At 65.3% G+C, this 22979-nt stretch carries 19 protein-coding genes and 1 other annotated feature; of the genes, 11 read left to right on the top strand and 8 right to left on the bottom strand.

Annotated elements, in window-relative coordinates:
- Positions 1-8 precede the first annotated feature (8 nt).
- Positions 9-563, top strand: a complete 555-nt coding sequence (locus tag C8J44_RS02340; protein ID WP_183128680.1) for a TetR/AcrR family transcriptional regulator — start codon at positions 9-11, stop codon at positions 561-563.
- Positions 564-621: 58 nt separating this feature from the next.
- Positions 622-2241, top strand: coding sequence for a choline dehydrogenase (locus tag C8J44_RS02335; protein WP_121903209.1), 1620 nt, complete (start codon positions 622-624; stop codon positions 2239-2241).
- A gap of 163 nt (positions 2242-2404) precedes the next feature.
- Here C8J44_RS02335 and C8J44_RS02330 read toward each other — a convergent pair whose 3' ends face one another.
- Positions 2405-3184 carry an SDR family NAD(P)-dependent oxidoreductase gene (locus tag C8J44_RS02330; RefSeq protein ID WP_121903208.1) on the bottom strand — a complete coding sequence of 260 codons (780 nt, stop codon included), beginning with the start codon at positions 3182-3184 and terminating at the stop codon, positions 2405-2407.
- Between the two features lie 104 nt (positions 3185-3288).
- On the opposite strand from C8J44_RS02330, the gene C8J44_RS02325 reads away from it, so the two are divergent.
- Genes C8J44_RS02325 through C8J44_RS02315 form a run of 3 tightly spaced genes read left to right on the top strand, consistent with a single transcriptional unit; the run spans position 3289 to position 8894 of the window.
- Positions 3289-4659 (top strand): cytochrome P450, encoded by a 1371-nt coding sequence (locus C8J44_RS02325; protein WP_121903207.1) that lies wholly within the window; start codon positions 3289-3291, stop codon positions 4657-4659.
- Between the two features lie 42 nt (positions 4660-4701).
- Positions 4702-6789 carry a S9 family peptidase gene (locus tag C8J44_RS02320; RefSeq protein ID WP_404969172.1) on the top strand — a complete coding sequence of 696 codons (2088 nt, stop codon included), beginning with the start codon at positions 4702-4704 and terminating at the stop codon, positions 6787-6789.
- A complete protein-coding gene (locus tag C8J44_RS02315) occupies positions 6786-8894 on the top strand; it encodes a S9 family peptidase (protein ID WP_220683070.1) in 2109 nt (702 codons plus the stop codon). Before C8J44_RS02320 ends, C8J44_RS02315 begins: the two co-directional genes overlap by 4 nt.
- Positions 8895-8971: 77 nt before the next feature.
- Here C8J44_RS02315 and C8J44_RS02310 read toward each other — a convergent pair whose 3' ends face one another.
- The 3 genes from C8J44_RS02310 to C8J44_RS02300 are packed head-to-tail and all read right to left on the bottom strand — an operon-like array spanning position 8972 to position 12584.
- Positions 8972-10318 carry a cell wall hydrolase gene (locus C8J44_RS02310; RefSeq protein ID WP_259466669.1) on the bottom strand — a complete coding sequence of 449 codons (1347 nt, stop codon included), beginning with the start codon at positions 10316-10318 and terminating at the stop codon, positions 8972-8974.
- Positions 10315-11235: a cysteine synthase A gene (cysK, locus tag C8J44_RS02305; RefSeq protein WP_121903206.1), complete on the bottom strand. Its 921-nt coding sequence runs from the start codon at positions 11233-11235 to the stop codon at positions 10315-10317. The genes C8J44_RS02310 and cysK overlap by 4 nt, the downstream gene beginning before the upstream one ends.
- Positions 11232-12584, bottom strand: coding sequence for an MFS transporter (locus tag C8J44_RS02300; protein ID WP_121903205.1), 1353 nt, complete (start codon positions 12582-12584; stop codon positions 11232-11234). Before C8J44_RS02300 ends, cysK begins: the two co-directional genes overlap by 4 nt.
- Positions 12585-13042: 458 nt before the next feature.
- On the opposite strand from C8J44_RS02300, the gene pdhA reads away from it, so the two are divergent.
- Both pdhA and C8J44_RS02290 read left to right on the top strand, forming a co-directional pair.
- Positions 13043-14095: a pyruvate dehydrogenase (acetyl-transferring) E1 component subunit alpha gene (gene pdhA / locus C8J44_RS02295; RefSeq protein WP_056048766.1), complete on the top strand. Its 1053-nt coding sequence runs from the start codon at positions 13043-13045 to the stop codon at positions 14093-14095.
- A complete protein-coding gene (locus C8J44_RS02290) occupies positions 14095-15522 on the top strand; it encodes a pyruvate dehydrogenase complex E1 component subunit beta (RefSeq protein WP_121903204.1) in 1428 nt (475 codons plus the stop codon). Before pdhA ends, C8J44_RS02290 begins: the two co-directional genes overlap by 1 nt.
- 22 nt (positions 15523-15544) lie before the next feature.
- On the opposite strand, the gene C8J44_RS02285 is transcribed toward C8J44_RS02290, so the two are convergent.
- From C8J44_RS02285 to C8J44_RS02275, 3 genes are read right to left on the bottom strand one after another with little or no spacing between them, the layout of a single operon-like run.
- Positions 15545-16918 carry a TadE/TadG family type IV pilus assembly protein gene (locus C8J44_RS02285; protein ID WP_121903203.1) on the bottom strand — a complete coding sequence of 458 codons (1374 nt, stop codon included), beginning with the start codon at positions 16916-16918 and terminating at the stop codon, positions 15545-15547.
- A gap of 25 nt (positions 16919-16943) precedes the next feature.
- Positions 16944-17486, bottom strand: a complete 543-nt coding sequence (locus tag C8J44_RS02280) for a TadE/TadG family type IV pilus assembly protein (protein WP_121903202.1) — start codon at positions 17484-17486, stop codon at positions 16944-16946.
- Entirely contained in the window at positions 17483-18046 is a 564-nt protein-coding gene (locus C8J44_RS02275; RefSeq protein ID WP_259466668.1) for a TadE/TadG family type IV pilus assembly protein, read from the bottom strand. Before C8J44_RS02275 ends, C8J44_RS02280 begins: the two co-directional genes overlap by 4 nt.
- 109 nt (positions 18047-18155) lie before the next feature.
- Here C8J44_RS02275 and C8J44_RS02270 point away from each other — a divergent pair, with 109 nt between their 5' ends.
- Positions 18156-18803 carry a squalene/phytoene synthase family protein gene (locus C8J44_RS02270; RefSeq protein ID WP_121903201.1) on the top strand — a complete coding sequence of 216 codons (648 nt, stop codon included), beginning with the start codon at positions 18156-18158 and terminating at the stop codon, positions 18801-18803.
- Positions 18804-18868: 65 nt separating this feature from the next.
- Positions 18869-19339: an EF-hand domain-containing protein gene (locus C8J44_RS02265; protein ID WP_121903200.1), complete on the top strand. Its 471-nt coding sequence runs from the start codon at positions 18869-18871 to the stop codon at positions 19337-19339.
- On the opposite strand, the gene trmFO is transcribed toward C8J44_RS02265, so the two are convergent.
- A complete protein-coding gene (gene trmFO, locus C8J44_RS02260; RefSeq protein WP_121903199.1) occupies positions 19275-20642 on the bottom strand; it encodes a methylenetetrahydrofolate--tRNA-(uracil(54)-C(5))-methyltransferase (FADH(2)-oxidizing) TrmFO in 1368 nt (455 codons plus the stop codon). The genes C8J44_RS02265 and trmFO overlap by 65 nt on opposite strands.
- Before the next feature lie 73 nt (positions 20643-20715).
- Between trmFO and C8J44_RS02255 the strand changes: the two genes are divergently transcribed.
- The gene (locus C8J44_RS02255; RefSeq protein ID WP_121903198.1) at positions 20716-21159 is read left to right on the top strand and encodes a DUF488 family protein; all 444 of its coding nucleotides are present in this window, start codon (positions 20716-20718) and stop codon (positions 21157-21159) included.
- Positions 21160-21375: 216 nt separating this feature from the next.
- Positions 21376-21431, top strand: a sequence feature (sul1 is cis-regulatory element that is thought to sense ions involved in sulfur or methionine metabolism; They are found in Alphaproteobacteria).
- A 68-nt stretch (positions 21432-21499) separates the two neighbouring features.
- Positions 21500-22978, top strand: a complete 1479-nt coding sequence (locus C8J44_RS02250; protein ID WP_121903197.1) for a SulP family inorganic anion transporter — start codon at positions 21500-21502, stop codon at positions 22976-22978.
- The last annotated feature ends 1 nt before the right edge of the window (position 22979 follow it).

Genomic DNA, 22979 nt, shown 5'->3' with positions numbered 1-22979 from the left:
GGGTATTGGTGGAAGACGCGACGGCACCACGGGCGGATCTTGCGCCGCGCGACTGGCTGGAAATCGGCTTGCAGTTGCTGAAGGATGGCGGGTTGCGCGCGCTGAAGCTTCGCGGTTTGGCGCAGACGCTTGGCGCATCGACGGGTAGCTTCTATCATCACTTCAAGGACTTCGACGGGTATCATGCGGCGCTCGCGGGGTATTTCGTCGAGGCGCATATCGACCCCTTGATCGTAGCGCTCTCCGCGTCGGATCTTGCGCCGGTCGAGCGGATCCGTGCGTTTGCGGACCATGTCCGCGATCACGACATGGCGCAGCTGGCGCTGGCGATGCGGGCGTGGGGAAAGAGCGACGTGCGGGCGGCGGCGGCGATCCGCGAGCATGACGAAAAGGTGATGGCGTTCCTGATCGCGGAGCTGGTCGCTCACGGATTCGAGGCGGTCGAAGCAGAGATCCGCAGCTATGCGCTGCTGGCGATCGGTCTCAGCCAGGTCCATGCCGACGAGGGGATCGACCGCAGCGTGTTGCGTGAGGGATTGCTGACCCTGCTGTGCGAGCGCTAGCGTAGCGGACTGACGCGACTCCGTAAAAAAGCGGAGCGCGAAACGGGGGGATGCGGGCATGCGGACGTATGACTACGTGATTATCGGCGCGGGCTCGGCCGGCTGTGTGCTCGCCGCGCGGCTGACCGAGGACCCTGATGTGAGCGTGCTGCTGCTCGAGGCGGGCGGGCGCAACGACGGCGTGCTGGTGCGGATGCCCGCGGGCGTCGGCGAACTCATCAAGAGCAAGAATGCGAGCAACTGGGGCTTCTCGACCGAGCCCGAGCCGCATCTCGATAACCGTCGCCTATGGTGGCCCCGCGGCAAGGGGCTGGGCGGCAGCTCGTCGATCAACGGCATGATCTACACGCGGGGCCATCCGCAGGATTACGACGAATGGCGGCAGATGGGCTTGCCCGGTTGGTCGTTCGACGACGTGCTGCCGTATTTCAAGCGGCTCGAAGGGCATCATCGCGGCGAAAGCGACCTGCATGGTGGCGGGGGACCGCTGACGATCTCGGGCGGCGAGTCCGACAGCCCGTTCTACGACGCGCTGGTCGAGGCGGGGCGCCAAGCTGGCTATCCGGTGACCGAGGATTTCAACGGCGCGAGCCAGGAGGGGTTCGGGCGCTACGACCTGACCGTTGCGGACGGGAAGCGGTGGAGCACGGCGGCGGCGTATCTGCGGCCGGTACTGTCGCGGCGCAACCTGACCTGCGTCACGGGCGCGCGGACGACTAGGATCCGGATCGACAAGGGACGTGCGACCGGCGTCGATTACGTGCTCGACAAGGGGGCGCGCGCGGAGAGTGTGACGGCGACGCGCGAGGTCTTGCTATGCGCGGGCGCGGTGCAGTCGCCGCATATCCTCCAGCTGTCGGGAATCGGCGATCCGGACCGGCTGACCGCGGCGGGGGTCGGCGTGGTGCACGCGCTGCCCGGTGTTGGCGAGAACCTTCAGGATCACCTCGACGTCGTGATGAACTGGAAATCGCGCGGGCTGCGCACCGGCTATGCGATGACCAAGGGCGTTGGGATGATTGGCGTCGGGCTCAATTACCTGTTGCGCGGCAAGGGGGCGGGGCGGCAGCAGTTCCTCGAGGCGGGCGCGTTCGTGTCGTCGCGCGAGAGGCTGTCGCGGCCCGACGTGCAGATCCACGCGGTGCTCGCGATCATGCAGGACCACGGGAAGATCAAGGCGACCGAGGACGGCTTCACGCTGCATCTCTGCCAGTTGCGGCCGCAGAGTCGCGGACGGATCGGGCTGCGCTCCGCGGATCCGTTCGCCGATCCGACGATCGTCGCGAACTATCTCGCGACCGCGGAAGATCGGCGCGTGATGCGCGCGTGCGTCGGCATCGGTCGCGATGTGGCACGGCAGGCGGCGCTCGATCCATACCGGGCGGGGGAATTGTCGCCGGGCGAGGATGTGCGGACCGACGACGAGATCGACGCCTGGGTGCGGCGGACCGCCGAGACGATCTACCACCCTGTGGGGACGTGCAAGATGGGCGCCGCAGACGATGCACTGGCGGTGGTCGATGCGACCTTGGCGGTGCGCGGGCTTCAGGGGTTGCGGGTGGTGGACGCCTCGGTGATGCCGACGCTGATCGGGTCCAACACCAACGCGCCGACGATCATGATCGCGGAAAAGGCCGCGGACATGATCAAGGGCCGACAACTGGCGCGGGCGGCCTGAGGACCGCTACAAGCAACACCTCGGCGACGAGGCACCACCCCGGCGGAGGCCGGGGCCCAATTGGAAAGGTCGTAGTAACGGAGCGCAGCTCCTCGTTAGCAACGTTCCCCAATTGGGCCCCGGCCTCCGCCGGGGGGGGGGGGATGAGCCAACGTTTAGCCCGTTAACGAGGCGCCATCCGGATCGCGCCGTCCAGCCGCACGTCCTCCCCATTGAAATACCCGCATTCGATCATCGTCAGCGCGAGCGCCGCGAACTCCTCCGGCCGCCCGAGGCGCTTCGGAAACGGCACCGACGCCGCCAGCGCATCGCGCACCTGCTGCGGCGCGGCCGCCAGCAGCGGCGTGTCGAAGATCCCCGGCAGGATCGTGTTCACGCGGATCCCCTCGCTCATAAGATCGCGCGCAATCGGCAAGGTCATCCCGACCACCCCTGCCTTCGACGCGGAATACGCGGCCTGGCCCATCTGGCCATCCTCCGCCGCCGCGCTCGCGGTGTTGACGATTGCGCCGCGCTCTCCGTCCTCGCCGGGCTCCAGCGTCAACATCCCAGCCGCCGATTTCGCGAGGCAGCGGAACGTGCCGACCAGGTTGATCTGGATGATCCGGTCGAACGCATCGAGCGGGAAATGCTTGATCGATCCGTCCTGCTTCGAGCGCCCGGCGGTCTTCGCCGCATTCCCCGTGCCCGCGCAATTGACTAGGATCCGCTCCTGCCCGTGCGCCGCTCGCGCCGCCTCGAACCCCGTATCGACGCTATCGTCGGACGTCACGTCGACTTTGCAGAACACCCCGCCGATCTCGTCCGCTAGCGCTTCGCCCTTGTCCGCCTGGAGGTCGAAGATCGCCACCTTCACCCCCTTGGCCGCTAGCGCGCGCGCGGTCGCGGCGCCCAGGCCCGACGCGCCGCCCGTTACGACGGCAGCACTATTTGCGAGGTCCATGCATCTCTCCTGTCAAAGCGCCGGGATCCGCGCCCCGGTTGCAGAACATTAGTTATGTCCGTATTCGGGCGTTGCCAAGCCGGCATGTCGCTGAGGATCCGACGATGAGCCACGCCATGTTGCAGAATGCCAGCCCGCACTGGCTTCCGCGCCAGCCTAAGGGTGCGCTCGACCATATTCCGGGCAGCAACGGCCTGCCGTTCGTCGGCAACACGTTCAAGCTGCTGGCCGATCCGATCGCATTTTCGGAAGGCATGGCAGCGCGGTACGGCCCGATCTATCGCAATCGTGCGCTCGGCGGGACCGGCGTCAACCTGCTCGGTCCCGATGCGAACGAACTGGTGCTGTTCGATCGCGACAAGATCTTCTCGTCTGAGCAAGGCTGGGGGCCGCTGCTCAACATGCTGTTCCCGCGCGGCCTGATGCTGATGGATTTCGACAAGCATCGCGCCGATCGCAAGGCGCTGTCGGTCGCGTTCAAGCCCGAACCGATGCGGCATTATGCGACCGAACTCGATGCTGGGATCGAGTCCGCGATCGGCGGCTGGGCCGGGCAGACCTTGCGCTTCTACGACGTGGTGAAAAAGCTCACGCTCGATCTCGCCGCGACCAGCTTCCTCGGCGTGCCGCTCGGCGCGGAGGCGGACCGGATCAACCAGGCGTTCGTCGACGAGGTCCAGGCGAGCGTTTCGCCGATCCGCAAACCCTGGCCCGGTACGCAGATGCGCAAGGGCGTGAAGGCGCGCGCGTATCTGGTCGGCTTTTTCGAGCGTGAAATCCCCGCGCGGCGGACCGGAAACGGCCAAGATTTCTTCTCGCAATTCTGCCGCGCGACCGATGACGACGGCGCGCCGCTGTCCGCACTGGCGATCGCCGACCACATGAACTTCCTGATGATGGCGGCGCACGACACGATCACCTCGTCCGCGACCAGCCTGATGATGCTGCTCGCGCGCAACCCGGAATGGCAGGAGCGGCTACGCGAAGAGGTCGCTGCGCTCGACCCGGCCGTGCCGCTGACCGAGCAACTCGATCGCCTCGTCCTCACCGAATACGCATTCAAGGAATCGCTGCGCATGATGCCGCCGGTGCCGTCGATCCCGCGCCGCGCGCTCAAGGATTTCAGCTTCGGCGGCTTCGATATCCCGGAGGGTACGAGCGTCAACACCGCCATCACCTTCACGCACCGGATGGCCGAGCACTGGCCCGATCCCGACAGGTTCGACCCTCTCCGCTTCACGCCCGAAGCGTCGAAGGGCCGTCACCGGTTCGCCTGGGTCCCGTTCGGCGGCGGCGCGCACATGTGCATCGGCTTGCACTTCGCGACGATGCAGATGCGACTGCTGATCGCGCATCTGCTCACGCGCTACCGGATCGAGGCGCTGGCGGGCAGCGGCGATGCATGGCAGGTCTTCCCGATCCCGCGCCCGAAGGATGGTTTGCCGGTGACGTTCGTACCGCTTGCCACCCCGTAATAGTGTGTCATCCTCGCGCGGTTCATTCGAAGGAGCCGTTCGTTGCGCTTGACCCTTGCCCTCCTCCTGCTCGCGGCGACGCCGGCCTTTGCCCAGCAACAGCCGGTCGCGCCGGTGCCTGCCCCCGTGCCCGACGGCCCGACGCGCAGCTTCACCGGCAGCGACCTGTTCGGCCTGACGATCGCGGCCGACCCGCAGATCAGCCCGGACGGCAAGACGATCGTCTATGTTCGCCGCACCGGCGACGTGATGACCGACAAGATGCAATCCTCGCTCTGGCTGATCGACGTCGCGAGCGGTCGCCAGACGCCGTTCGCCACCGACGGCAGCAGCCCGCGCTGGTCGCCCGACGGCGCACGCATCGCCTATGCCGCGCGCGACGGCGAGGGATCGCAGCTCTTCGTCCGCTGGATCGGCGGTGCGCAAAGCGCGCGCGTGACGAGTTTTCCGGGTGATCCGCAGGCGCTCGCGTGGTCGCCGGACGGCACCAAGCTCGCCTACATCGCGACGGTAGCGGGCGAGGGGACCAAGCTCGGCACGCAGCCGCCCAAGCCCGAGGGCGCGAAATGGGCCGAGCCGCTGACGATCATCGACCGGGTGAACTACCGGAACGACGGGCCGGGCTATGTAAAGCCGGGTTACGATCATCTCTTCGTAGTCGGCGCAGATGGCGGTGCCGCGCGACAACTGACATATGGCAAGTTCGACGACGGCGGCCCGCTGTCTTGGACGCCCGATGGCCGCAGCATCGTCTTCGCTGCGATCCGCGGACCCGCCGCCGATCGCCAGGTGATGAACTCCGACGTGATCGCGGTCGACGCGACAAGCGGCACGATGCGGACGCTGACGACGCGTGACGGTCCCGACGCGCAGCCGCGCGTATCGCCAGACGGCAGCAAGATCGCGTGGCTCGGCTTCGACGACAAGCGCCGCAGCTACGAGAACACGCAGCTCTATGTCGGCGACAGCGGTGCCGCGGCGCCGCGCTCGCTGACCGCCACGCTCGACCGCGCGATCGAGGACGCGGTTTGGGCTGCCGATGGCCGTAGCCTCTACGCGACCTACGACGACCACGGCCAGCGCCGCGTCGCGCGCGTCGGTGTCGACGGCCGCGTCACGCCGCTGATCGACAACGTCGCGGGGGGCGGGCTCGACCGGCCCTATACCGGCGGTGAGTTCTCGGTCTCGAAGGGCGGCACGATCGCCTATACCGGCGGCGATGCGAGCGCCCCCGCCGACGTCTGGGTGCTGGCGGGCGGGAAGCCACGCCGCCTGACGACGCTCAACGCGGTGCTGACCGGATCGAAGGCGCTCGCGTCGGTGCGGAAGATCGCGGTGACCGCACCCGACGGTCGACCGATCGACGCGTGGATCGCCACCCCGCCGGGACGTGTCGCAGGCCAGCGCGTACCGCTGATCCTCGAGATCCACGGCGGTCCGAACGCCGCGTATGGCCCCGGTTTCGCCACCGACATGCAACTCTACGCCGCCGCCGGGTACGCAGTCCTCTGGACCAACCCGCGCGGGTCGACCTCCTACGGCGCCGAGTTCGCCAACCTGATCGACAAGACCTACCCTGCCGCGGATTACGACGACCTGATCGCCTCGGTCGACGCGGCGATCAAGGACGGCACCGCCGATCCGGACAATCTGTTCGTGACCGGCGGTTCTGGCGGCGGGCTGCTGACCGCGTGGATCGTCGGCAAGACCGACCGGTTCAAGGCCGCCGCGACGCAGAAGCCGGTGATCAACTGGATCAGCGAGGCGCTGACGATGGACAACACGCTGTTCACCTCGCGCTACTGGTTCACCAAGCTGCCGTGGGAGGATCCGATGAGCTATTGGAACCGCTCGCCGCTAAGCCTGGTTGGTAACGTGAAGACGCCGACATTGGTGGTGGTCGGGGGCGACGATTACCGGACGCCGGTGAGCGAGTCCGAGCAATATTACGCGGCGCTTCAGATTCGCGGCGTACCGACCGCGCTGGTCAAGGTGCCAGGCGCGAGCCACGGTGGCCTTGCCGCCCGCCCGTCGCAATCCGCGGCGAAGGCGTCGGCGATCATCGCCTGGTTCGATCGATACCGGAAGCCGGCAGGCGTAACGACGCCGGCACAGGGAGCAGCACGATGACGATACGGTACATGATGCTCGCCGGCGTGGCGCTGGTCTCGACCGCGGCGGTCGCGCAGGTCCAGCCGCCGCGCGTTGCCAAGAAGCCGTTCCAGGTGACGTCGCCGAACGGCGCGCGCGAGGACGATTATTACTGGCTGCGCGACGACACGCGGAAAAACCCCGAGATGCTCGCCTATCTCGCGGCGGAGAACGCGTATGCCGATGCGCAGCTCGCGTCGCTGAAGCCGCTCCAGGCCAAGCTGTACGAAGAGACCGTCTCGCATATCAAGCAGGACGACAGCTCGGTGCCGTACGCGAAAAACGGCTATTATTACGGGTCGCGGTTCCAGACCGGCGCCGATTACCCGATCCTCGAACGCCGCAAGGGCAGCCGTACCGCGCCCGCCGAAACGCTGTTCGACGAGCCGGCAATGGCGAAGGGACACAGCTTCTTCGCGCTGGGCGACTGGGCGGTGAGCCCCGACAACGCCCGCGTCGCCTGGGCGGAAGATACCGTTGGGCGCCGCCAATATGTCCTCAAGGTCAAGGACCTCGCGACCGGCGCGACGATCGCCGACACGCTCTCGAACATCGAGCCGAACGTCGTCTGGGCGGACGATAACAAGACGTTGCTGTACGTCGAGAAGGACCCGGTCACGCTGCGCGGCTACCGCGTTAAGGCGCATATCCTCGGCACGCCCGTCGCGAGCGATGGGCTGCTGTACGAGGAGAAGGACGACACCTATTCGATGGGCGTCTCGCGCACTGCCGACGACAAGTTCGTCTGCATCGGCGTCAGCAGCACGGTCAGCGACGAGCAACGCTGCGCACCGGCTGCCGCCCCGAGCAACTTCACGATCGTCGCACCGCGCGCGCGCGAGTTCCGCTACAGCGCGGATCACATCGGCAATCGCTGGATCATCCGCACCAGCAAGGCCGCTAAGAACTACAAGCTCGTCACTGTCGCCGACGCCGATCTGGCCAAGGGCACGGCGGCATGGCGTGACCTGACGCCAGCCAGCGACACCGTGTTCATCGAAGGCTTCAAGCCGTTCGACGGGTTCGTCGCGATCGACCAGCGCGAGGGCGGCAACCGGATGATTCGCGTGCTGAACGATGCAGGCAAGTCGACGCCGGTGACGGCGGACGAACCTGCCTATCGCATGTCGCTCGACGTCAACGAGGAGACCGCGACGCCGTGGGTGCGCTACACCTACGGCTCGCTCGTGACGCCGACCACGACCTACGAGGTCAACGCGAAGACCGGCGAGCGCCGCGTGCTGAAGGTCGCGCCGGTGCCGGGCTACGACCCCGCGAAATACGTCACCGAACGCGTCTGGGCGCCGGCGCGCGACGGCACACGCGTGCCGGTCTCGCTGGTGTACGCCAAGGGCACCAAGCGTGACGGCACCGCGCCGCTCTTCCAATACGCCTATGGCAGCTACGGAATCTCAAGCGACCCGGCCGTCGATCCGGGCCGGATCGGCCTGCTCGATCGCGGCGTGGTCTATGCGATCGCGCATATCCGCGGCGGGCAGGAGATGGGCCGCGGCTGGTATGACGACGGGCATCTGCTCAACAAGAAGAACAGCTTCACCGACTTCATCGACGTCACCCGCTATCTCGTCGCGCAGAAATACGCGGCGAAGGACCGCGTCGCGGCGATGGGCGGCAGCGCGGGCGGGCTGCTGATGGGCGGCGTCGCGAACATGGCGCCGGCGGACTACAAGCTGATCATCGCGCAGGTGCCGTTCGTCGACGTAGTGACGACGATGCTCGACGCATCGATCCCGCTGACGACCTTCGAGTATGACGAATGGGGCAACCCCGCGCAGAAGGCATCGTACGACTACATGCTGAGCTATTCGCCGTACGACAACGTCAAGGCGAAGGCCTATCCCGCGCTCTATGTCGGCACCGGGCTGTGGGACAGCCAGGTGCAATATTACGAGCCGACCAAATGGGTGGCGAAGCTCCGCGAACTCAAGACCGACAAGAACCCGCTGCTGTTCCGCGTCAACATGGAGGCGGGGCATGGCGGCAAGTCGGGACGGTTCGAACGCTATCGGCAGAACTCCGAGTGGCAGGCGTTCATGCTGCAACAGCTCGGTCTGGCTAAGTAGAAGGTCTGCCGCAAAGCGAGGGATGCGACGATGTGCCGCATCCCTCGAACTGTTGATCGCCTTCAGGCCTTTGCGACTTACTGACCGGCGACGGCTTTGGGTGCCGGTGCGACTGGATCGGACGAAGCCGCGGGCTTCCGCCTCACGCCGTTGAGGTCCGCCGCTGCGGGTGGCTTGGCAGTGGCATCTGGTGCCGCAGGCGGTGGGGCCGCGATCTTCGTTCCCGGCGGCTGGAGGCATTGCGATGGATCCGCGCGCTTGTACTCGCGGCAGTTCCACAACGCGCGTTCATAGCCGTTCGACCGATCGCGCAGATAACTGAACGTCAGCGAGGTCATCTGCGCGGTGTCGAGCGGCAGCGACGTGGGCACCTTCGTGCCGTCGAGCCACGCCATGTACCGACAGAACGACCGATTACCGCACGACTGCGTCGCAGCCGTCACGAGCGTGTCGGGCGATTGCCCGCGCGGGAACACGACCACGACGGTATCCGCGTCGATGCGCCGCGCGGAGGCGTCATCGGCGCCAGCGTCATCCGACTCCGCTGCCGTGACGAACCCCATCGCCGCGGAGGCCTCGGCCAACGCCGCTTGCGCTTCGTCGAAGGCCGCGCCGGTCTTGTGCGCGTCGGACAGGCCGGCGAGCTGGGTGATGACCGGTTCGACGGTTTCGGGATGACGGCCGAACGCCGCCGGCGTCCCCCACCAGCCGGACCAGCGGAAGAACAGATGCGTGTGCACCGCGGTGATCTTGTCGAGGCTCGACTGCCAATAGGGCACGACCCAGTCGGTATGATAGTGCGTGGCATAACCGACCTGGCTGAACACCGCGCCGCCGAGCGCCGCGGTGGCGACTTCGCGCGCGCGACGCCAGGCGTCCTCGGTCGGGTGCCAACGCGTGATCGCGCCGTCGCAGCTAAAGCTGAACTGGCAGCCGGTGCTACGGTCCTGTCCCTCGAACACCACGCCGCACACGGTCTTGGGGAAGGCCGGATGGCGCAAGCGATTGAGCACGACCTGCGCCACCGCGCGTTCGCCGAGCGTGTCGTCGCCGGCTTCGTAGAGAATCCCTGCCGCCATACAGTCGGTCGCCCGCGTGAGGTCGTCCGGCGCACCGGCGAAGCGGAACGGCTTGGCCGCCGGATTGGGCTCGGTCGAGAACGGGACGGTCGCGTTGAAGGCGCGGGCGTCGGTCGGCGTCAGGTCGACGAACTTCAACGGTTCGACCTGGGGTATCTCGGCCTTCGGGACGACGCGTTGCCGCGGCAGCGCCATGCGCTTGGCCGGGACGATGACCGGCGCGTTGGCAACGACCAAGGCCGGACCGACGATCGCCAGCCCGGCGATACCGGTCAGAATGCCATGCAACGCGGTAAACCCGCGCGCGGAAGAGGATGCGCCGCGCGCGGACGTAGGACGTGTCACTGTTCGGGCAGGAAGTCCGGGACCGACAGATAGCGCTCGCCGGTGTCGTAGTTGAAGCCGAGAATCCGAACGTTGTCAGGGAGATCGGGGAGCTTCTGCAGGATCGCTGCGAGCGTGGCGCCCGAACTGATGCCGACCAGCATGCCCTCTTCGGTCGCCGAGCGGCGCGCCATGTCCTTCGCCACCGCGGCATCGACCTCGATCACGCCGTCGAGCGCCTGGGTGTGCAGATTGACCGGGATGAAACCGGCACCGATGCCCTGGATCGGGTGCGGGCCGGGCTGGCCGCCGGCGATCACCGGCGAGGCTGCGGGCTCGACCGCGTAGACCTTCAGCGACGGCCATTCCTTCTTCAGCGCCTCGGCGACGCCGGTGATGTGGCCACCGGTGCCGACGCCGGTGATGATCACGTCGATCGGCGTGTCGCGGAAGTCGGCGAGGATTTCCTGTGCGGTCGTAGCGACATGCACGGCGATGTTCGCAGGGTTTTCGAACTGCTGCGGCATCCACGAGCCCGGCGTCTGCTCGACCAGTTCCTTCGCGCGCTCGATCGCGCCCTTCATGCCCTTCTCGCGTGGAGTCAGGTCGAACGTCGCACCGTAGGCAAGCATCAGGCGGCGGCGTTCGATCGACATGCTTTCGGGCATGACGAGGACGATCTTGTATCCCTTCACCGCGGCAACAAGCGCGAGGCCGATGCCGGTGTTGCCGCTGGTCGGCTCGATGATCGTGCCGCCCGGCTGGAGGTGGCCGTCCTTCTCGGCCGCTTCGATCATCGCGAGCGCGATGCGGTCCTTGATCGACCCGCCGGGGTTCGAGCGCTCGGACTTCACCCAGACTTCGGATTCGGGGAACAGCTTCGACAGGCGGACGTGCGGCGTGTTGCCGATCGTATCGAGGATCGAGTTGGCCTTCATGGCTTGGCTTCTCCGTGTTCGGGTTCGGTCTCTAGGATCTCTGGGGGATCAAAGGTTTTGGCGCGGCCTAGTTCCGGGAACAGTCGCGCCCAGCCGATCGTGATCGCAATAGCACCGACGCCGCCGAACACCACTGCGCCGACCGGGCCGAGCAGCGACGCCATCACGCCGCTCTCGAATTCGCCCAGTTCGTTCGACGCCGAAATCGTGAGCTGCGACACGGCGCTGACGCGGCCGCGCATCGCGTCTGGGGTGTGGAGCTGGATCAGCGACTGGCGGACATAGACCGAGATCATGTCCGCGCCGCCCGCGACGATCAGCGCGACGAGGCTGAGGACGAAGGCAGGCTGGACGGGGATGCCGCCGATCGTGCCGGGCGCGATGCCGAGCAGGTTCACGATCGGTGTGGCGACGCCGAAGGTGAGGATCGCGAGGCCGAACACGACGACGGCGATCAGCATCTTCACGCCGACATTGCTGCTCATCGGCCGGAACGAGAACCAGATCGCGGTCACCGCCGCGCCGATGCCCATGCCCGCCGCAAGCACGCCAAGCCCCTGAGACCCGACGTGGAGTATGTCGCGCGAATAGACCGGGAGCAGTGACGTTGCGCCCGCGAGCAGCACCGCGAACAGGTCGAGCGTGATCGTCGCGAGGACGAGGCGGTTGCGCCGGACATAGGTGAAGCCCTCGATGATCCGGGCGAGGGGGCGATGATCGGTCTGCGCGGCGGGCTGCGGCACCGGGCCGATCAGGAACATGAAGAGGAGCGCGACGACGAACAGGATCGTCGCGACGCCGTAGGCGACCTCCGGGTGGATCGCGTAGAGGAGGCCACCGACGCTGGGGCCCGCGATCGTGCCGACCTGCCAGGCGATCGAGCTGATCGCGATCGCGGTCGGGAGGACGGCGCGGGGGACGAGGTTGGGGGCGAGCGCGGAATAAGCCGGGCCGGAGAAGGCTCGGGCGACGCCGAACGCGACCGCGGCGACGAACAGCACGCCGAGCGTGAGGTGGCCGGTCCAGGTCAGCAACCACAATGTCGCGGCGGTGACAACCAGCAGCGCGGTCGTGCCGCGGACGATCCAGCGGCGGTCGAAGCTGTCCGCTACGAGCCCGGTGATCGGGGTAAGCAGGAACAACGGCACGAACTGCGCGAACCCGATCATGCCGAGCATGAAGGCGGCCTCGCGGATGTCCATCGTCTCACGGGCGATGTTGTAGACCTGCCACCCGATCACGATCGACATCGCGCTGACGGCTATGGTGCCGGTGAAGCGGGACAGCCAATAGGCGCGGAAATTGGCGATCCGTAAGGGATGCTGATGGGGGTCTGCGGTGGAGTCCATTGCGGTTGGCTTTAGGCGGTGGTGCAAGGGGAGGGCAACCGGAGCTTTGCTTGGGGTAGGGATAGTGACTCAGTCGGACGTAGCATGTTCTCCCGCGAAGGCGGGAGCCCAGTCTGGGCTCCCGCCTTCGCGGGAGAACAAGGAGGCGGGGGTATCCCATCTGAGCAACCGGATCGTCACCACCGCTATCCCTGCATATCGGCACCACCCCGGCGAAGGCCGGGGCCCAATTGGGGGACGTCGCCAACTGAGCGATGAGCGTCGTTACTACAACCTTACCAATTGGGCCCCGGCCTTCGCCGGGGTGGTTTGCTCGTGCGGTAGGGCTCGCGCGACCTATCGAGCGCCCCATCCCAAGCCCCCAAAACGGACATACCCCAGACGGGAATTGATGTTCCGCCCCGTCCGCGCCTATAGGCTCCCTCAACTCCCCTACGGAAAACGAGGTTTCCCACATCGTGGCCAAGACCCCCCCACCAGCACGCGCAATCGCCGAACCGCCGATTACGAACCGCGAACGACCGGCCGAACCAAAGCCGTACGAAGCGTCGAAGGACGAACTGCTCGAAATGTATCGGCAGATGCTGCTGATCCGCCGTTTCGAGGAAAAAGCGGGCCAGCTCTATGGCTTGGGCCTGATCGGTGGCTTCTGCCATCTCTACATCGGCCAGGAAGCGGTCGCTGTCGGCCTGCAGTCCGCGCTCAACGGCGAGACCGATTCGGTGATCACCGGCTACCGCGATCACGGCCACATGCTTGCCTACGGGATCGATCCCAAGGTGATCATGGCCGAGCTGACCGGGCGCAATTCGGGGATCTCGAAGGGCAAGGGCGGGTCGATGCACATGTTCTCGACCGAGCATAAATTCTACGGCGGCCACGGCATCGTCGGTGCGCAGGTGTCGCTCGGCACCGGCCTCGCGTTCAAGCATAAATACTCGAACGACGGCGGCATCTGCATGGCCTATTTCGGCGACGGCGCCGCGAACCAAGGCCAGGTGTACGAGAGCTTCAACATGGCCGAGCTGTGGAAGCTCCCGATCATCTTCGTGATCGAGAACAACCAGTATGCGATGGGCACGAGCGTCAACCGCGCCTCCGCCGAGGACCAGCTGTATCGCCGCGGCGAGAGCTTCCGCATTCCCGGCATCCAGGTCGACGGCATGGACGTGCTCGCCTGCCGCGGTGCCGCCGAGGAAGCGCTGGCCTGGGTCCGCGCGGGCAAGGGCCCGGTCATCCTCGAGATGAAGACCTATCGCTATCGTGGCCACTCTATGTCCGATCCGGCGAAATACCGCACGCGTGACGAGGTTCAGGCGGTCCGCGACAAGTCGGATCCGATCGATCACATGAAGAAGCTGCTCGACGCGCAGGGCGTGACCGAGGCGGACCTCAAGTCCCTTGAACAGGAAATCAGGAAAATCGTGAACGAAGCCGCCGATTTCGCCGAGCAGACCCCGGAGCCGGATGCTGCCGAGCTCTACACCGACGTTCTGGTGGAGAAGTACTGATGGCGATCGAGATCAAGATGCCCGCGCTCTCCCCAACGATGGAAGAGGGCACGCTGGCCAAGTGGCTCGTCAAGGAAGGCGACAGCGTCAAGTCGGGCGACATCCTCGCCGAGATCGAGACCGACAAGGCGACGATGGAGTTTGAGGCGATCGACGAAGGTACGATCGGTTCGATCAGCGTCGCCGAGGGCACCGACAACGTGAAGGTCGGCACCGTCATCGCGACGATCCTCGAAGAGGGCGAGAGCGCGAGCGACCAGAAGCCTGCGGAAGCACGCTCGGGCGATGCGGCCAACGCGGCGCCCAAGGAAACGCCGTCGGACGACAAGGCTCCCCCGGTTCCCGAAGGCGCTTCGCCCGCCAAGGCCGAGAGCGGCACGCAGCAGCTGGTCGCGTCGGCCGAGAAGGTCGGCATCTCCGACCCGGCGATCCCCGAGGGCACCGAGATGGTCAAGACGACCGTCCGTGAAGCCTTGCGCGACGCGATGGCCGAGGAAATGCGCGAGGACGACCGCGTCTTCGTGATGGGTGAGGAAGTCGCGCAGTATCAGGGCGCGTACAAGGTGACGCAGGGCCTGCTCGACGAGTTCGGCGACCGTCGCGTGATCGACACGCCGATCACCGAATACGGTTTCGCCGGCATCGGTGCGGGTGCGGCGATGGGCGGTCTTCGCCCGATCGTCGAGTTCATGACCTTCAACTTCGCGTTGCAGGCGATCGACCACATCATCAACTCGGCCGCCAAGACCAACTACATGTCGGGTGGGCAGATGCGCTGCCCGATCGTGTTCCGCGGTCCGAACGGCGCGGCGTCGCGCGTGGGTGCCCAGCATTCGCACAACTTTGCGGCGTGGTATGCCAGCGTCCCCGGCCTGATCGTGATCGCGCCGTATGACGCGGCGGACGCAAAGGGCCTGCTCAAGGCCGCGATCCGCACCGAGGATCCGGTCGTGTTCCTCGAGAACGAGCTGATGTACGGCCGCAGCTTCGACGTCCCCAAGCTCGACAACCACGTCCTGCCGATCGGCAAGGCGCGGATCGTCCGCGAGGGCAAGGACGTCACGATCGTCAGCTACTCGATCGGCGTCGGCATTTCGCTCGAAGCCGCCGACAAGCTCGCCGAGGAGGGTATCGACGCGGAGGTCATCGACCTGCGCACGCTACGCCCGCTCGACACCGAGACGGTGCTGAAGAGCCTCGCCAAGACCAACCGCATGATCATCGTCGAAGAGAATTGGGCAACCTGCTCGATCGCCTCGGAGATCGTGTCGGTGGTGATGGAGCACGGCTTCGACGACCTCGACGCGCCGGTGCTGCGCGTGACGAACGAAGACGTACCGATGCCCTATGCGGCAAATCTTGAGAAGCTGATGCTGGTCGATGTCGCGAAGGTCGTGAAGGCGGTGAAGAAGGTTACGTACAAGTAATAACGCTTCTCGTGTCCACCGCCTACTGCGTGATGCGGGCGGTGGACACGGCTTGCGAGAAGAGGCGATTGAGAGCAGTCGAAATATCGTCGTCGGTCGTGACCTTGTAGTAAAGCCCGTCGGACGAACAATTCTGTAGCGCGGGTTCGACTTGGCTCAGATAGGGCACGACATTGGCTTGGGACCACGCGTCGCCATCCATCGACATTTTTAGATACTCGGTATAGAGGATCGCAACGCGAATACCTTTGGCTTTGACGGCAGCACACCATGAGGTGTCGAATGCGATCTCGGGAACACCCGATGCCCGTTGCTCGTCACGCATACCGTCCGTGATGACGAACATGATCCCTTGAGGCCTGTCGCCTAGGACATTGGTTCCGTTTCCGGGAAGGCGCATGAGGGCATTCATCTTCACAAAGGCATCGCTCGATCCAGTATCGGCATCGTTATTGCAAAAACCTTTGGTCGGGCAGCCGTTGTTATAATATAATGATGTCTGGGCCTGCGCCGCTCTATCCGAAACATACTGAAGATTATCAGTCAGGCTTGCCAGCATTTTGAAGCTGTTGGGGGCTCGAGGATCGGCCGCCGCGAACGTGTACATCGCGGCTTGATAATCGGCGTTGTTGTTAGCCGATGTCTGGGTCGCCTGCGCCATCATCGACTGCACTGCCTTGCGGGCCTCATCGACGCGCAGCGGGATACCGTAGGAAAGGGCGACGCCGTAATAATCAGTGTATGATCCATTCTTGGACCGCGCAGTCGCGTCATTGGTCGAATGGCAGGCGAATGCGCAGCCGCCGGTCAGCGATCGCAACTGGGTGATCCCGCCGGACGTCGCTGGAAACGCCATCGATCCCGATGTGTCGAGCAGGACGTAGAAGTCGATGTTCGGAGCGACCTTCGCGTTCGTCGTCGAGGATCCACTGATCGGCAGTGTCGCCATGCCCAGCACGCCGGCGAAGCTGTTCTGCGAACGCGCCTTGTAGCTGACGACCGCGGTGCGATTGATTCCGGTGGAATTGGTCTGCGTGATGACGATCTTGAACGCGCCATAGTCGTACGACGCTACGGTTGCGGTCGAGGTGATCACCGGAGAGGTTACGGTGTATTCCAATCCCTTGATGTTAGACGCCTGCGATGTGAACATGGTGTAGGCGGCAAGCGCGCCTGCTTCCCTCGTCTGGCTCATCATCGGCGTGGTGACCGCAGCGAGAGCGGCCGCGTCGGCGACGGCGTTCAACTTGGTACGTAGCCGCGCGGCACCCGAGTAATCGATCGCCATGCCCGTTGCGAACACCATCGGGATCGTCGCAAATCCCATGATCATCAGCACGTTACCGCGCCGATCTCCCATCAACCGCCGCATTGAGGATTTGAAGGATATCTTCATGATGTTACACCGGTTTTCGGGAGCATTAGCATGACGGGCCCGAGTATGTGATCGTGGTGGATCCACGCGGACTCATGATGATCGTTTCGGTCAGCGGTATCATGCCGATATAGGTCGCGCCGAACGTCGGCTTATACTTATAGACTACCTGCGCGACGATCATCGATGTGCCGGCCTGCTTGATCGCAAGCGGCAGGTTGAAGGCGGAACACGGCCTGAGACCCGTGGTATTCTTCCCATCGCTCCAGGCGACCGTGGACCGGGACAGCGCGTCGGTCTTCACCAGCGTCACCGTCATTGTCGCGGCATCTGCAGAATAAGGCGCCAAGACCTGCTGGCTGGCATTCAGGATGGTATCGAGGTCTGAATCGGATACGGCCGTGTATTGCGAGGTGAGATCGGCGATCGTCCGGGTCGCCATGGTGACCTTGCGATTGGCCGCCACTGCATCGCTCAACTGGAAGCTGCCGGTGAAAAGCAGGATCAGGAATGGCAGCGAGATCGCGAACTCGATGAGCGAGACTCCCCGCGTGTCACGCGCAAGCCTGCCCAGAAGCGCGCCGGTCATGCGTATTGCTCGGTCTTGAAGACCGACGTGGCGATCAGCAATCGTTTGTTGTTCGACATGTTCGAGATGTCGAAGCCGAGCGGTCCATCGGCGACGTCCCACACGTACATCGTCTTGACGATGACGATGCTGCCCGCGCCGCCGGGCGCGAACTGGAGATTCGTTGGTTTACCCGTCGAATCGTACGTGATAGTGGGCGCACCCGTATTGGCATCCGAGAATGAGTTCGCGGTACGAACATCGATCATCAGGTTCGCGCATTTCATGAAACGCGGAAGATCCGCGCAGACCGCGTTCTTGAACTGGGCCTGGGTCATGTTGGTCTGCTGCGCATTACCGGTCATTAACTTGCGCACGGAGTTTTCCGCGACGGTTTCCAGATTTTGCTGGGCAAAGAAGAACAGCGCGATCTGGGTGATCGCGAGCAGGAGCGCGATCAACATCGGCGCGACGATGGCGAACTCGATCGCCGGCGAGCCACGCGTTTCGTGCACGATCGTTGCCCAAGCCGGCCGCGATAGCTGGCGCCGTACCGGCATATCGTCGTAAAGCATCGTCATAGTTGATCTGAATCCACCCGAAATCCGTATCGCATGCGCGACTTAAGGAATGTTTACGCTGCGGTTGGCCCATCCGGCATCGACCACGGTGTAAAGCTTAGGAAACCCGATGACGAAACCTGAATTTCGGCTGGCGATGGGCTATGCCGAGGCGGCCGAGCGCCCCGCCTTGGAAGCGCTGTTCGCGCTCGACGATACTTTAGGCGCGATCCTGCGGACGACGCGCGAGCCTTTGGTCGGGCAGATGCGGCTGACGTGGTGGTACGAGGCGCTGGGGCGGCTCGATACTGCCCCGGCGCCAGCCGAACCGGTTTTGACCGCACTCCAGGCGTGCGTGTTGCCTGTGGGCGTGTCGGGGGTGATGCTGGCGGGGATGACCGATGGCTGGGAGGCTTTGTTGGAGCCGGTGCTAGATGCGACCGCCGTGGACCGGTTCGCGCGCGATCGGGGGCGGCGGTTGTTCGAACTGGCCGGTGCAGTGCTGTCGGTGACGGATTCGCGGATCGGGCAGGCGGGCGAGGGCTGGGCGCTCGCCGATCTGTCGCAGCGGTTAAGCGACGCGCCCAGTCGTGCGTTAGCACGCACGCGGGCGGGCGAGGCACTCGACGCGGCATTGCATCGCCGCTGGCCCGTCAAAGCGCGCGCGCTTGGTGCCCTGGCGCTGTCGGCGCGGTTCGACGTTTCGGCTTCGCCAGCGCCGCCGAGCAGCCCGAAGCGGGTCGGGCGGTTGGCGTGGCATAGACTGACCGGATACTGACCAATCAAATGGGGATCGCCGCCCGCGAGGCCTAGCGTACGGCCTGGGCAGTAGGAGCGGCGGCGATGTGGCGGTATCTGGCAGGCGGGACGGCGGTGATCGCGTTGATCGTCGCGGGGTTCATGTTTTTCAACGGCGATGCACGACCTGGGCCGCTGCTGCCGCCGCAACCGATATCGCAGGTTGGCGGCGCCGCGGTCGCCAGCGATCCGCTACCCGATGCCGCCCCCGAAGCCACGGAGAAGACTCGCGAGCAGAAGCGGTTCGATCGCTACGACAAGGATCGCGATGCGAAGATCACGCGCGAGGAATATCTGGTCCAGCGACGCAAGGCTTACGCGCGGTTGGATGTGGACGGTGACGGCAAGCTGTCGTTCGACGAATGGGCGGTGAAGGCGACGACCAAGTTCGCCGACGCGGACCGTGACAAATCGGGCGCGATGACCGCGCCCGAATTTGCCACGACCGCGGTCAAGCGGAAGGGGCCAGCTCGGGTGAATTGTCCACCGGCTCAGGCTGTTGCCGAGGAGAGTTGAGCCACTCCGCCAACGCCACGCGACCCCGATCGGTGTACATCCGCTTGCGATCGGTTTTCTTCGTCCGGCCGGGGATCGGCGGGAACAGCCCGAAGTTCACGTTCATCGGCTGATACGTCTCGACCTCGGCCCCTCCAGTGATGTGGCCGAGCAGCGCGCCGAGCGCGGTCGCGTAGGGCGGCGGCGTCAGCGTCTTGCCGGTCAGCTCGGCCACGGCGAACAGCCCCGCGAGCATGCCGATCCCGCAGCTCTCGATATAGCCTTCGCATCCGGTGATCTGGCCGGCGAAGCGGATGTTCGGGCGCGACTTGAGCCGCAGCGTCTCGTCCAGCAGTTCGGGCGAGCGGATGAACGTATTCCGGTGCAAGCCGCCCAGTCGCGCGAACTCCGCGTTTTCCAAGCCGGGGATGGTGCGGAACAGGCGGACTTGGTCGGCGTGCTTCATCTTGGTCTGGAAGCCGACGATGTTCCACAACGTACCCTGCGCATTGTCCTGGCGAAGCTGGACGACGGCGTGCGGCCAACGCCCGGTCTTGGGATTATCGAGCCCGACCGGCTTCATCGGGCCATAGCGCAGCGTATCGACCCCGCGCTCCGCCATCACCTCGATCGGCATGCAGCCGTCGAAATAGGGCGTGTCCTTCTCCCACTCCTTGAACGGGGTCTTTTCGCCATCGATCAGGCCCTGGTGGAAGGCAAGATACTGGTCCTTGTCCATCGGGCAGTTGATGTAATCCTTGCCCTCGCCCTTGTCCCAGCGCGACGCGAACCACGCCGTCTCCATGTCGATCGAGTCGCGGTGAACGATCGGGGCGAGTGCGTCGAAAAACGCGAGTGCCTCGCGGCCGGTCTCGGCGCCAATCCCCGCGGCGAGCGAGGCGGCGGTGAGCGGCCCGGTGGCGATGATCGTCGGGCCATCGGGCAACGCATCGATGCGTTCGCGCACCAACGTGATGTTCGGATGCTGGTCGATCGCCTCCGTCACGCTGTTCGAGAAATTGTCGCGATCGACCGCAAGCGCCGAGCCGGCGGGGACGCGGTGGATGTCCGCCTGACGCATGATCAGCGAGTTGAGCGTGCGCAGTTCCTGATGCAGCAGCCCGACCGCGTTGCTTTCCGCATCGTCCGAGCGAAAGCTGTTCGAGCAGACGAGTTCGGCGAGGCCGTCGGTCTGGTGCGCAGGCGTCTCTTCGCCGCTGCCGCGCATTTCGGAGAGGCGGACCTTGAGGCCCGCTTCAGCGAGTTGCCAGGCAGCTTCGGAACCGGCGAGGCCGCCGCCGATGACGTGAATATCGTGGGTCATTCCGGTCAGATAGCGCGGGATGCCCGTCGTGTCAGCGGTTGTCGTGTCAGGCTGGCACTCCCACTTCGCCTGTATGACGAAACCTACAAAGATCTTCACGATCGGCTACGAAGCCACGACGATGGCCGATTTCTTGGCGGCGCTGAAGGCGGCGGGGGTGCAGCGCGTGATCGACGTCCGTGCACTTCCTTTGTCGAGGCGACCAGGGTTTTCGAAGACCTCGCTCGCCGCCGCGTTGCGCGAGATCGAGATCGATTACGTACATCTGAAGGCGCTCGGGACGCCGAAGCGCGGACGCGATGCAGCGAAGAAGGGCGACGTCGCGACGCTGACCGCGGTGTATGACGAGCAACTCGAATTGCCCGAGGCGCAGGCGGCGGCCGCGATCATGCTCGGGCTGGCAGCGGAGAAGCCGAGCGCGCTGCTCTGCTACGAGCGTGACCCGTGTCACTGCCACCGGACGCTGTTGTTGCAGGCGGTGGGTGAGGGCACCGAGGTCGTGGATCTATTTACGTAACGGGCTGATCAGCGTCCCCAGGCGAGGTCGCCCAATCCACTCCATCACCCCGGGCTTGTTCCGGGGGCCACGGTTCCGCGAGATCAAACGCTGCAGAGAATGCGGAGCCGTGGATGCCGGAACAAGCCCGGCATGACGGAAGTATGCAGGTCGCGTTCCCCATCCGCACGGCATGTTGCAATGCAGCACCCGCTCCGCTAACGAAGCTTCACTCGCCCTGGACCCGGTGCAATTCCGGGTGGCTATTCCGGCCGCCGATCCGCCGGACAACGCACCGACGCCGCTCGAATGAACCGCCCGCGCAACCGCCGCGGTTCTAGCGTCCTTTGCGGATACACACATGACATCACTTTCTCGTTACCGGGCCGAATGGTTCAGCGGCCCGACGGCCGCGCGCCGTGACGTCCTCGCCGGCATGGTCGGCACCTTTGCGCTGATCCCCGAGGTCATCGCCTTTGCGTTCGTCGCCGGCATCGATCCCGAAGTCGGCCTGTTCGCCTCGTTCGTGATCGGCATCGTCATTGCGTTTGCCGGCGGACGCCCTGCGATGATCTCCGGCGCGGCAGGCTCCGTCGCGCTCGTAGCCGCCGCGCTTGTCCACGCGCACGGCCTGCAATATCTGCTCGTCGCGACGATGCTCGCCGGCGCGCTCCAGATCGCTTTCGGGCTCGCCAAGCTCGACATATTGATGCGGTTCGTCTCGAAATCGGTCCATGCCGGCTTCGTCAACGCGCTCGCGATCCTGATCTTTTCCGCGCAGGTGCCGCAGATGGTCGGTGTCAGCTCGCAGGCTTATGCGATGATCGCCGGCGGCCTCGCGATCATCTACCTTATGCCCCGGATCTCGAGCGCGATCCCGTCGCCGCTGATCTGCGTCGTCGTCCTCACCGCGATCGCGATGTGGTTTCCGATGCCGCTTAAGACAGTGGGCGATCTCGGCCGCTTGCCGGATTCACTGCCGTCGCTCGGCCTTCCCCACGTGCCTTTCACTTGGGAGACGCTGCGGATCGTCGCGCCCTATGCGTTCGCGATGGCGGCGGTCGGCTTGCTGGAATCGATGATGACGGCCAGCGTGGTCGACGACCTCACCGAGACGACCAGCTCGAAAGCGCGCGAGTGCACCGGCCTCGGCCTGGCCAACATCGCCGCAGGCGCGTTCGGCGGGATCGCCGGGTGCGGGATGATCGGCCAGACCGTCGGCAACGTCCGCTACGGCGGCACCGGCCGGCTTTCGACCCTCGTGGCAGGCGTGTTCCTGCTGATCGTCATGGTGCCGCTGCGGCCGTGGGTTGCGCAGGTACCGGTTGCCGCGCTGGTCGCGATTATGATCATGGTGTCGATCAGCACCTTCTCCTGGGGCTCGCTCCGCGACCTCGCGCGGCATCCCAAGATGTCGAGCGCGGTGATGGTCGCGACCGTCGTCGTCACCGTCGCGACGCACGATTTGTCGCTCGGCGTCGGCGTCGGGGTGCTGCTGAGCGGCGTGTTCTTCGCCTGGAAGGTCACCCGGCTGATGGACGTCGCGATCGATCACGACGTGGCAACCGACACGCGTATCTACCGGGTAAGCGGGCAGATCTTCTTCGCCAGCGCCGACATCTTCGCCGACCGCTTCGACCTGCGCGAAAGAGCGCGCGCCGTCCGCATCGATCTGACCAACGCTCATCTCTGGGACGTGACCGCAGTCGGTGCGCTCGAAACCGTCGTCGATAAGCTTCGCCGCCACGGGCGCGAGGTCGAGGTCATCGGCCTGAACACGGCGAGCGCGACGCTGGTCGATCGGCATGCCCCGCTGATGCTGGATCCAGCCGAGGGGTAAT

The organism is Sphingomonas sp. PP-CE-3A-406 (assembly GCF_003688625.1).
Taxonomy (GTDB): domain Bacteria; phylum Pseudomonadota; class Alphaproteobacteria; order Sphingomonadales; family Sphingomonadaceae; genus Sphingomonas.
The sequence above is the reverse complement of the archived record's forward strand: the minus strand, read 5'-3'. Positions and strand labels throughout refer to the sequence as shown.

Bases quoted from the DNA above. Each gene is read 5' to 3' on its own strand.
- C8J44_RS02335 (WP_121903209.1), top strand. From the start codon at position 622: ATGCGGACGTATGACTACGTGATTATCGGCGCGGGCTCGGCCGGCTGT.
- C8J44_RS02330 (WP_121903208.1), bottom strand. From the start codon at position 3,184: ATGGACCTCGCAAATAGTGCTGCCGTCGTAACGGGCGGCGCGTCGGGC.
- C8J44_RS02325 (WP_121903207.1), top strand. From the start codon at position 3,289: ATGAGCCACGCCATGTTGCAGAATGCCAGCCCGCACTGGCTTCCGCGC.
- C8J44_RS02315 (WP_220683070.1), top strand. From the start codon at position 6,786: ATGACGATACGGTACATGATGCTCGCCGGCGTGGCGCTGGTCTCGACC.
- cysK (WP_121903206.1), bottom strand. From the start codon at position 11,235: ATGAAGGCCAACTCGATCCTCGATACGATCGGCAACACGCCGCACGTC.
- C8J44_RS02300 (WP_121903205.1), bottom strand. From the start codon at position 12,584: ATGGACTCCACCGCAGACCCCCATCAGCATCCCTTACGGATCGCCAAT.
- C8J44_RS02290 (WP_121903204.1), top strand. From the start codon at position 14,095: ATGGCGATCGAGATCAAGATGCCCGCGCTCTCCCCAACGATGGAAGAG.
- C8J44_RS02285 (WP_121903203.1), bottom strand. From the start codon at position 16,918: ATGAAGATATCCTTCAAATCCTCAATGCGGCGGTTGATGGGAGATCGG.
- C8J44_RS02280 (WP_121903202.1), bottom strand. From the start codon at position 17,486: ATGACCGGCGCGCTTCTGGGCAGGCTTGCGCGTGACACGCGGGGAGTC.
- C8J44_RS02275 (WP_259466668.1), bottom strand. From the start codon at position 18,046: ATGACGATGCTTTACGACGATATGCCGGTACGGCGCCAGCTATCGCGG.
- C8J44_RS02270 (WP_121903201.1), top strand. From the start codon at position 18,156: ATGACGAAACCTGAATTTCGGCTGGCGATGGGCTATGCCGAGGCGGCC.
- C8J44_RS02265 (WP_121903200.1), top strand. From the start codon at position 18,869: ATGTGGCGGTATCTGGCAGGCGGGACGGCGGTGATCGCGTTGATCGTC.
- trmFO (WP_121903199.1), bottom strand. From the start codon at position 20,642: ATGACCCACGATATTCACGTCATCGGCGGCGGCCTCGCCGGTTCCGAA.
- C8J44_RS02255 (WP_121903198.1), top strand. From the start codon at position 20,716: ATGACGAAACCTACAAAGATCTTCACGATCGGCTACGAAGCCACGACG.
- C8J44_RS02250 (WP_121903197.1), top strand. From the start codon at position 21,500: ATGACATCACTTTCTCGTTACCGGGCCGAATGGTTCAGCGGCCCGACG.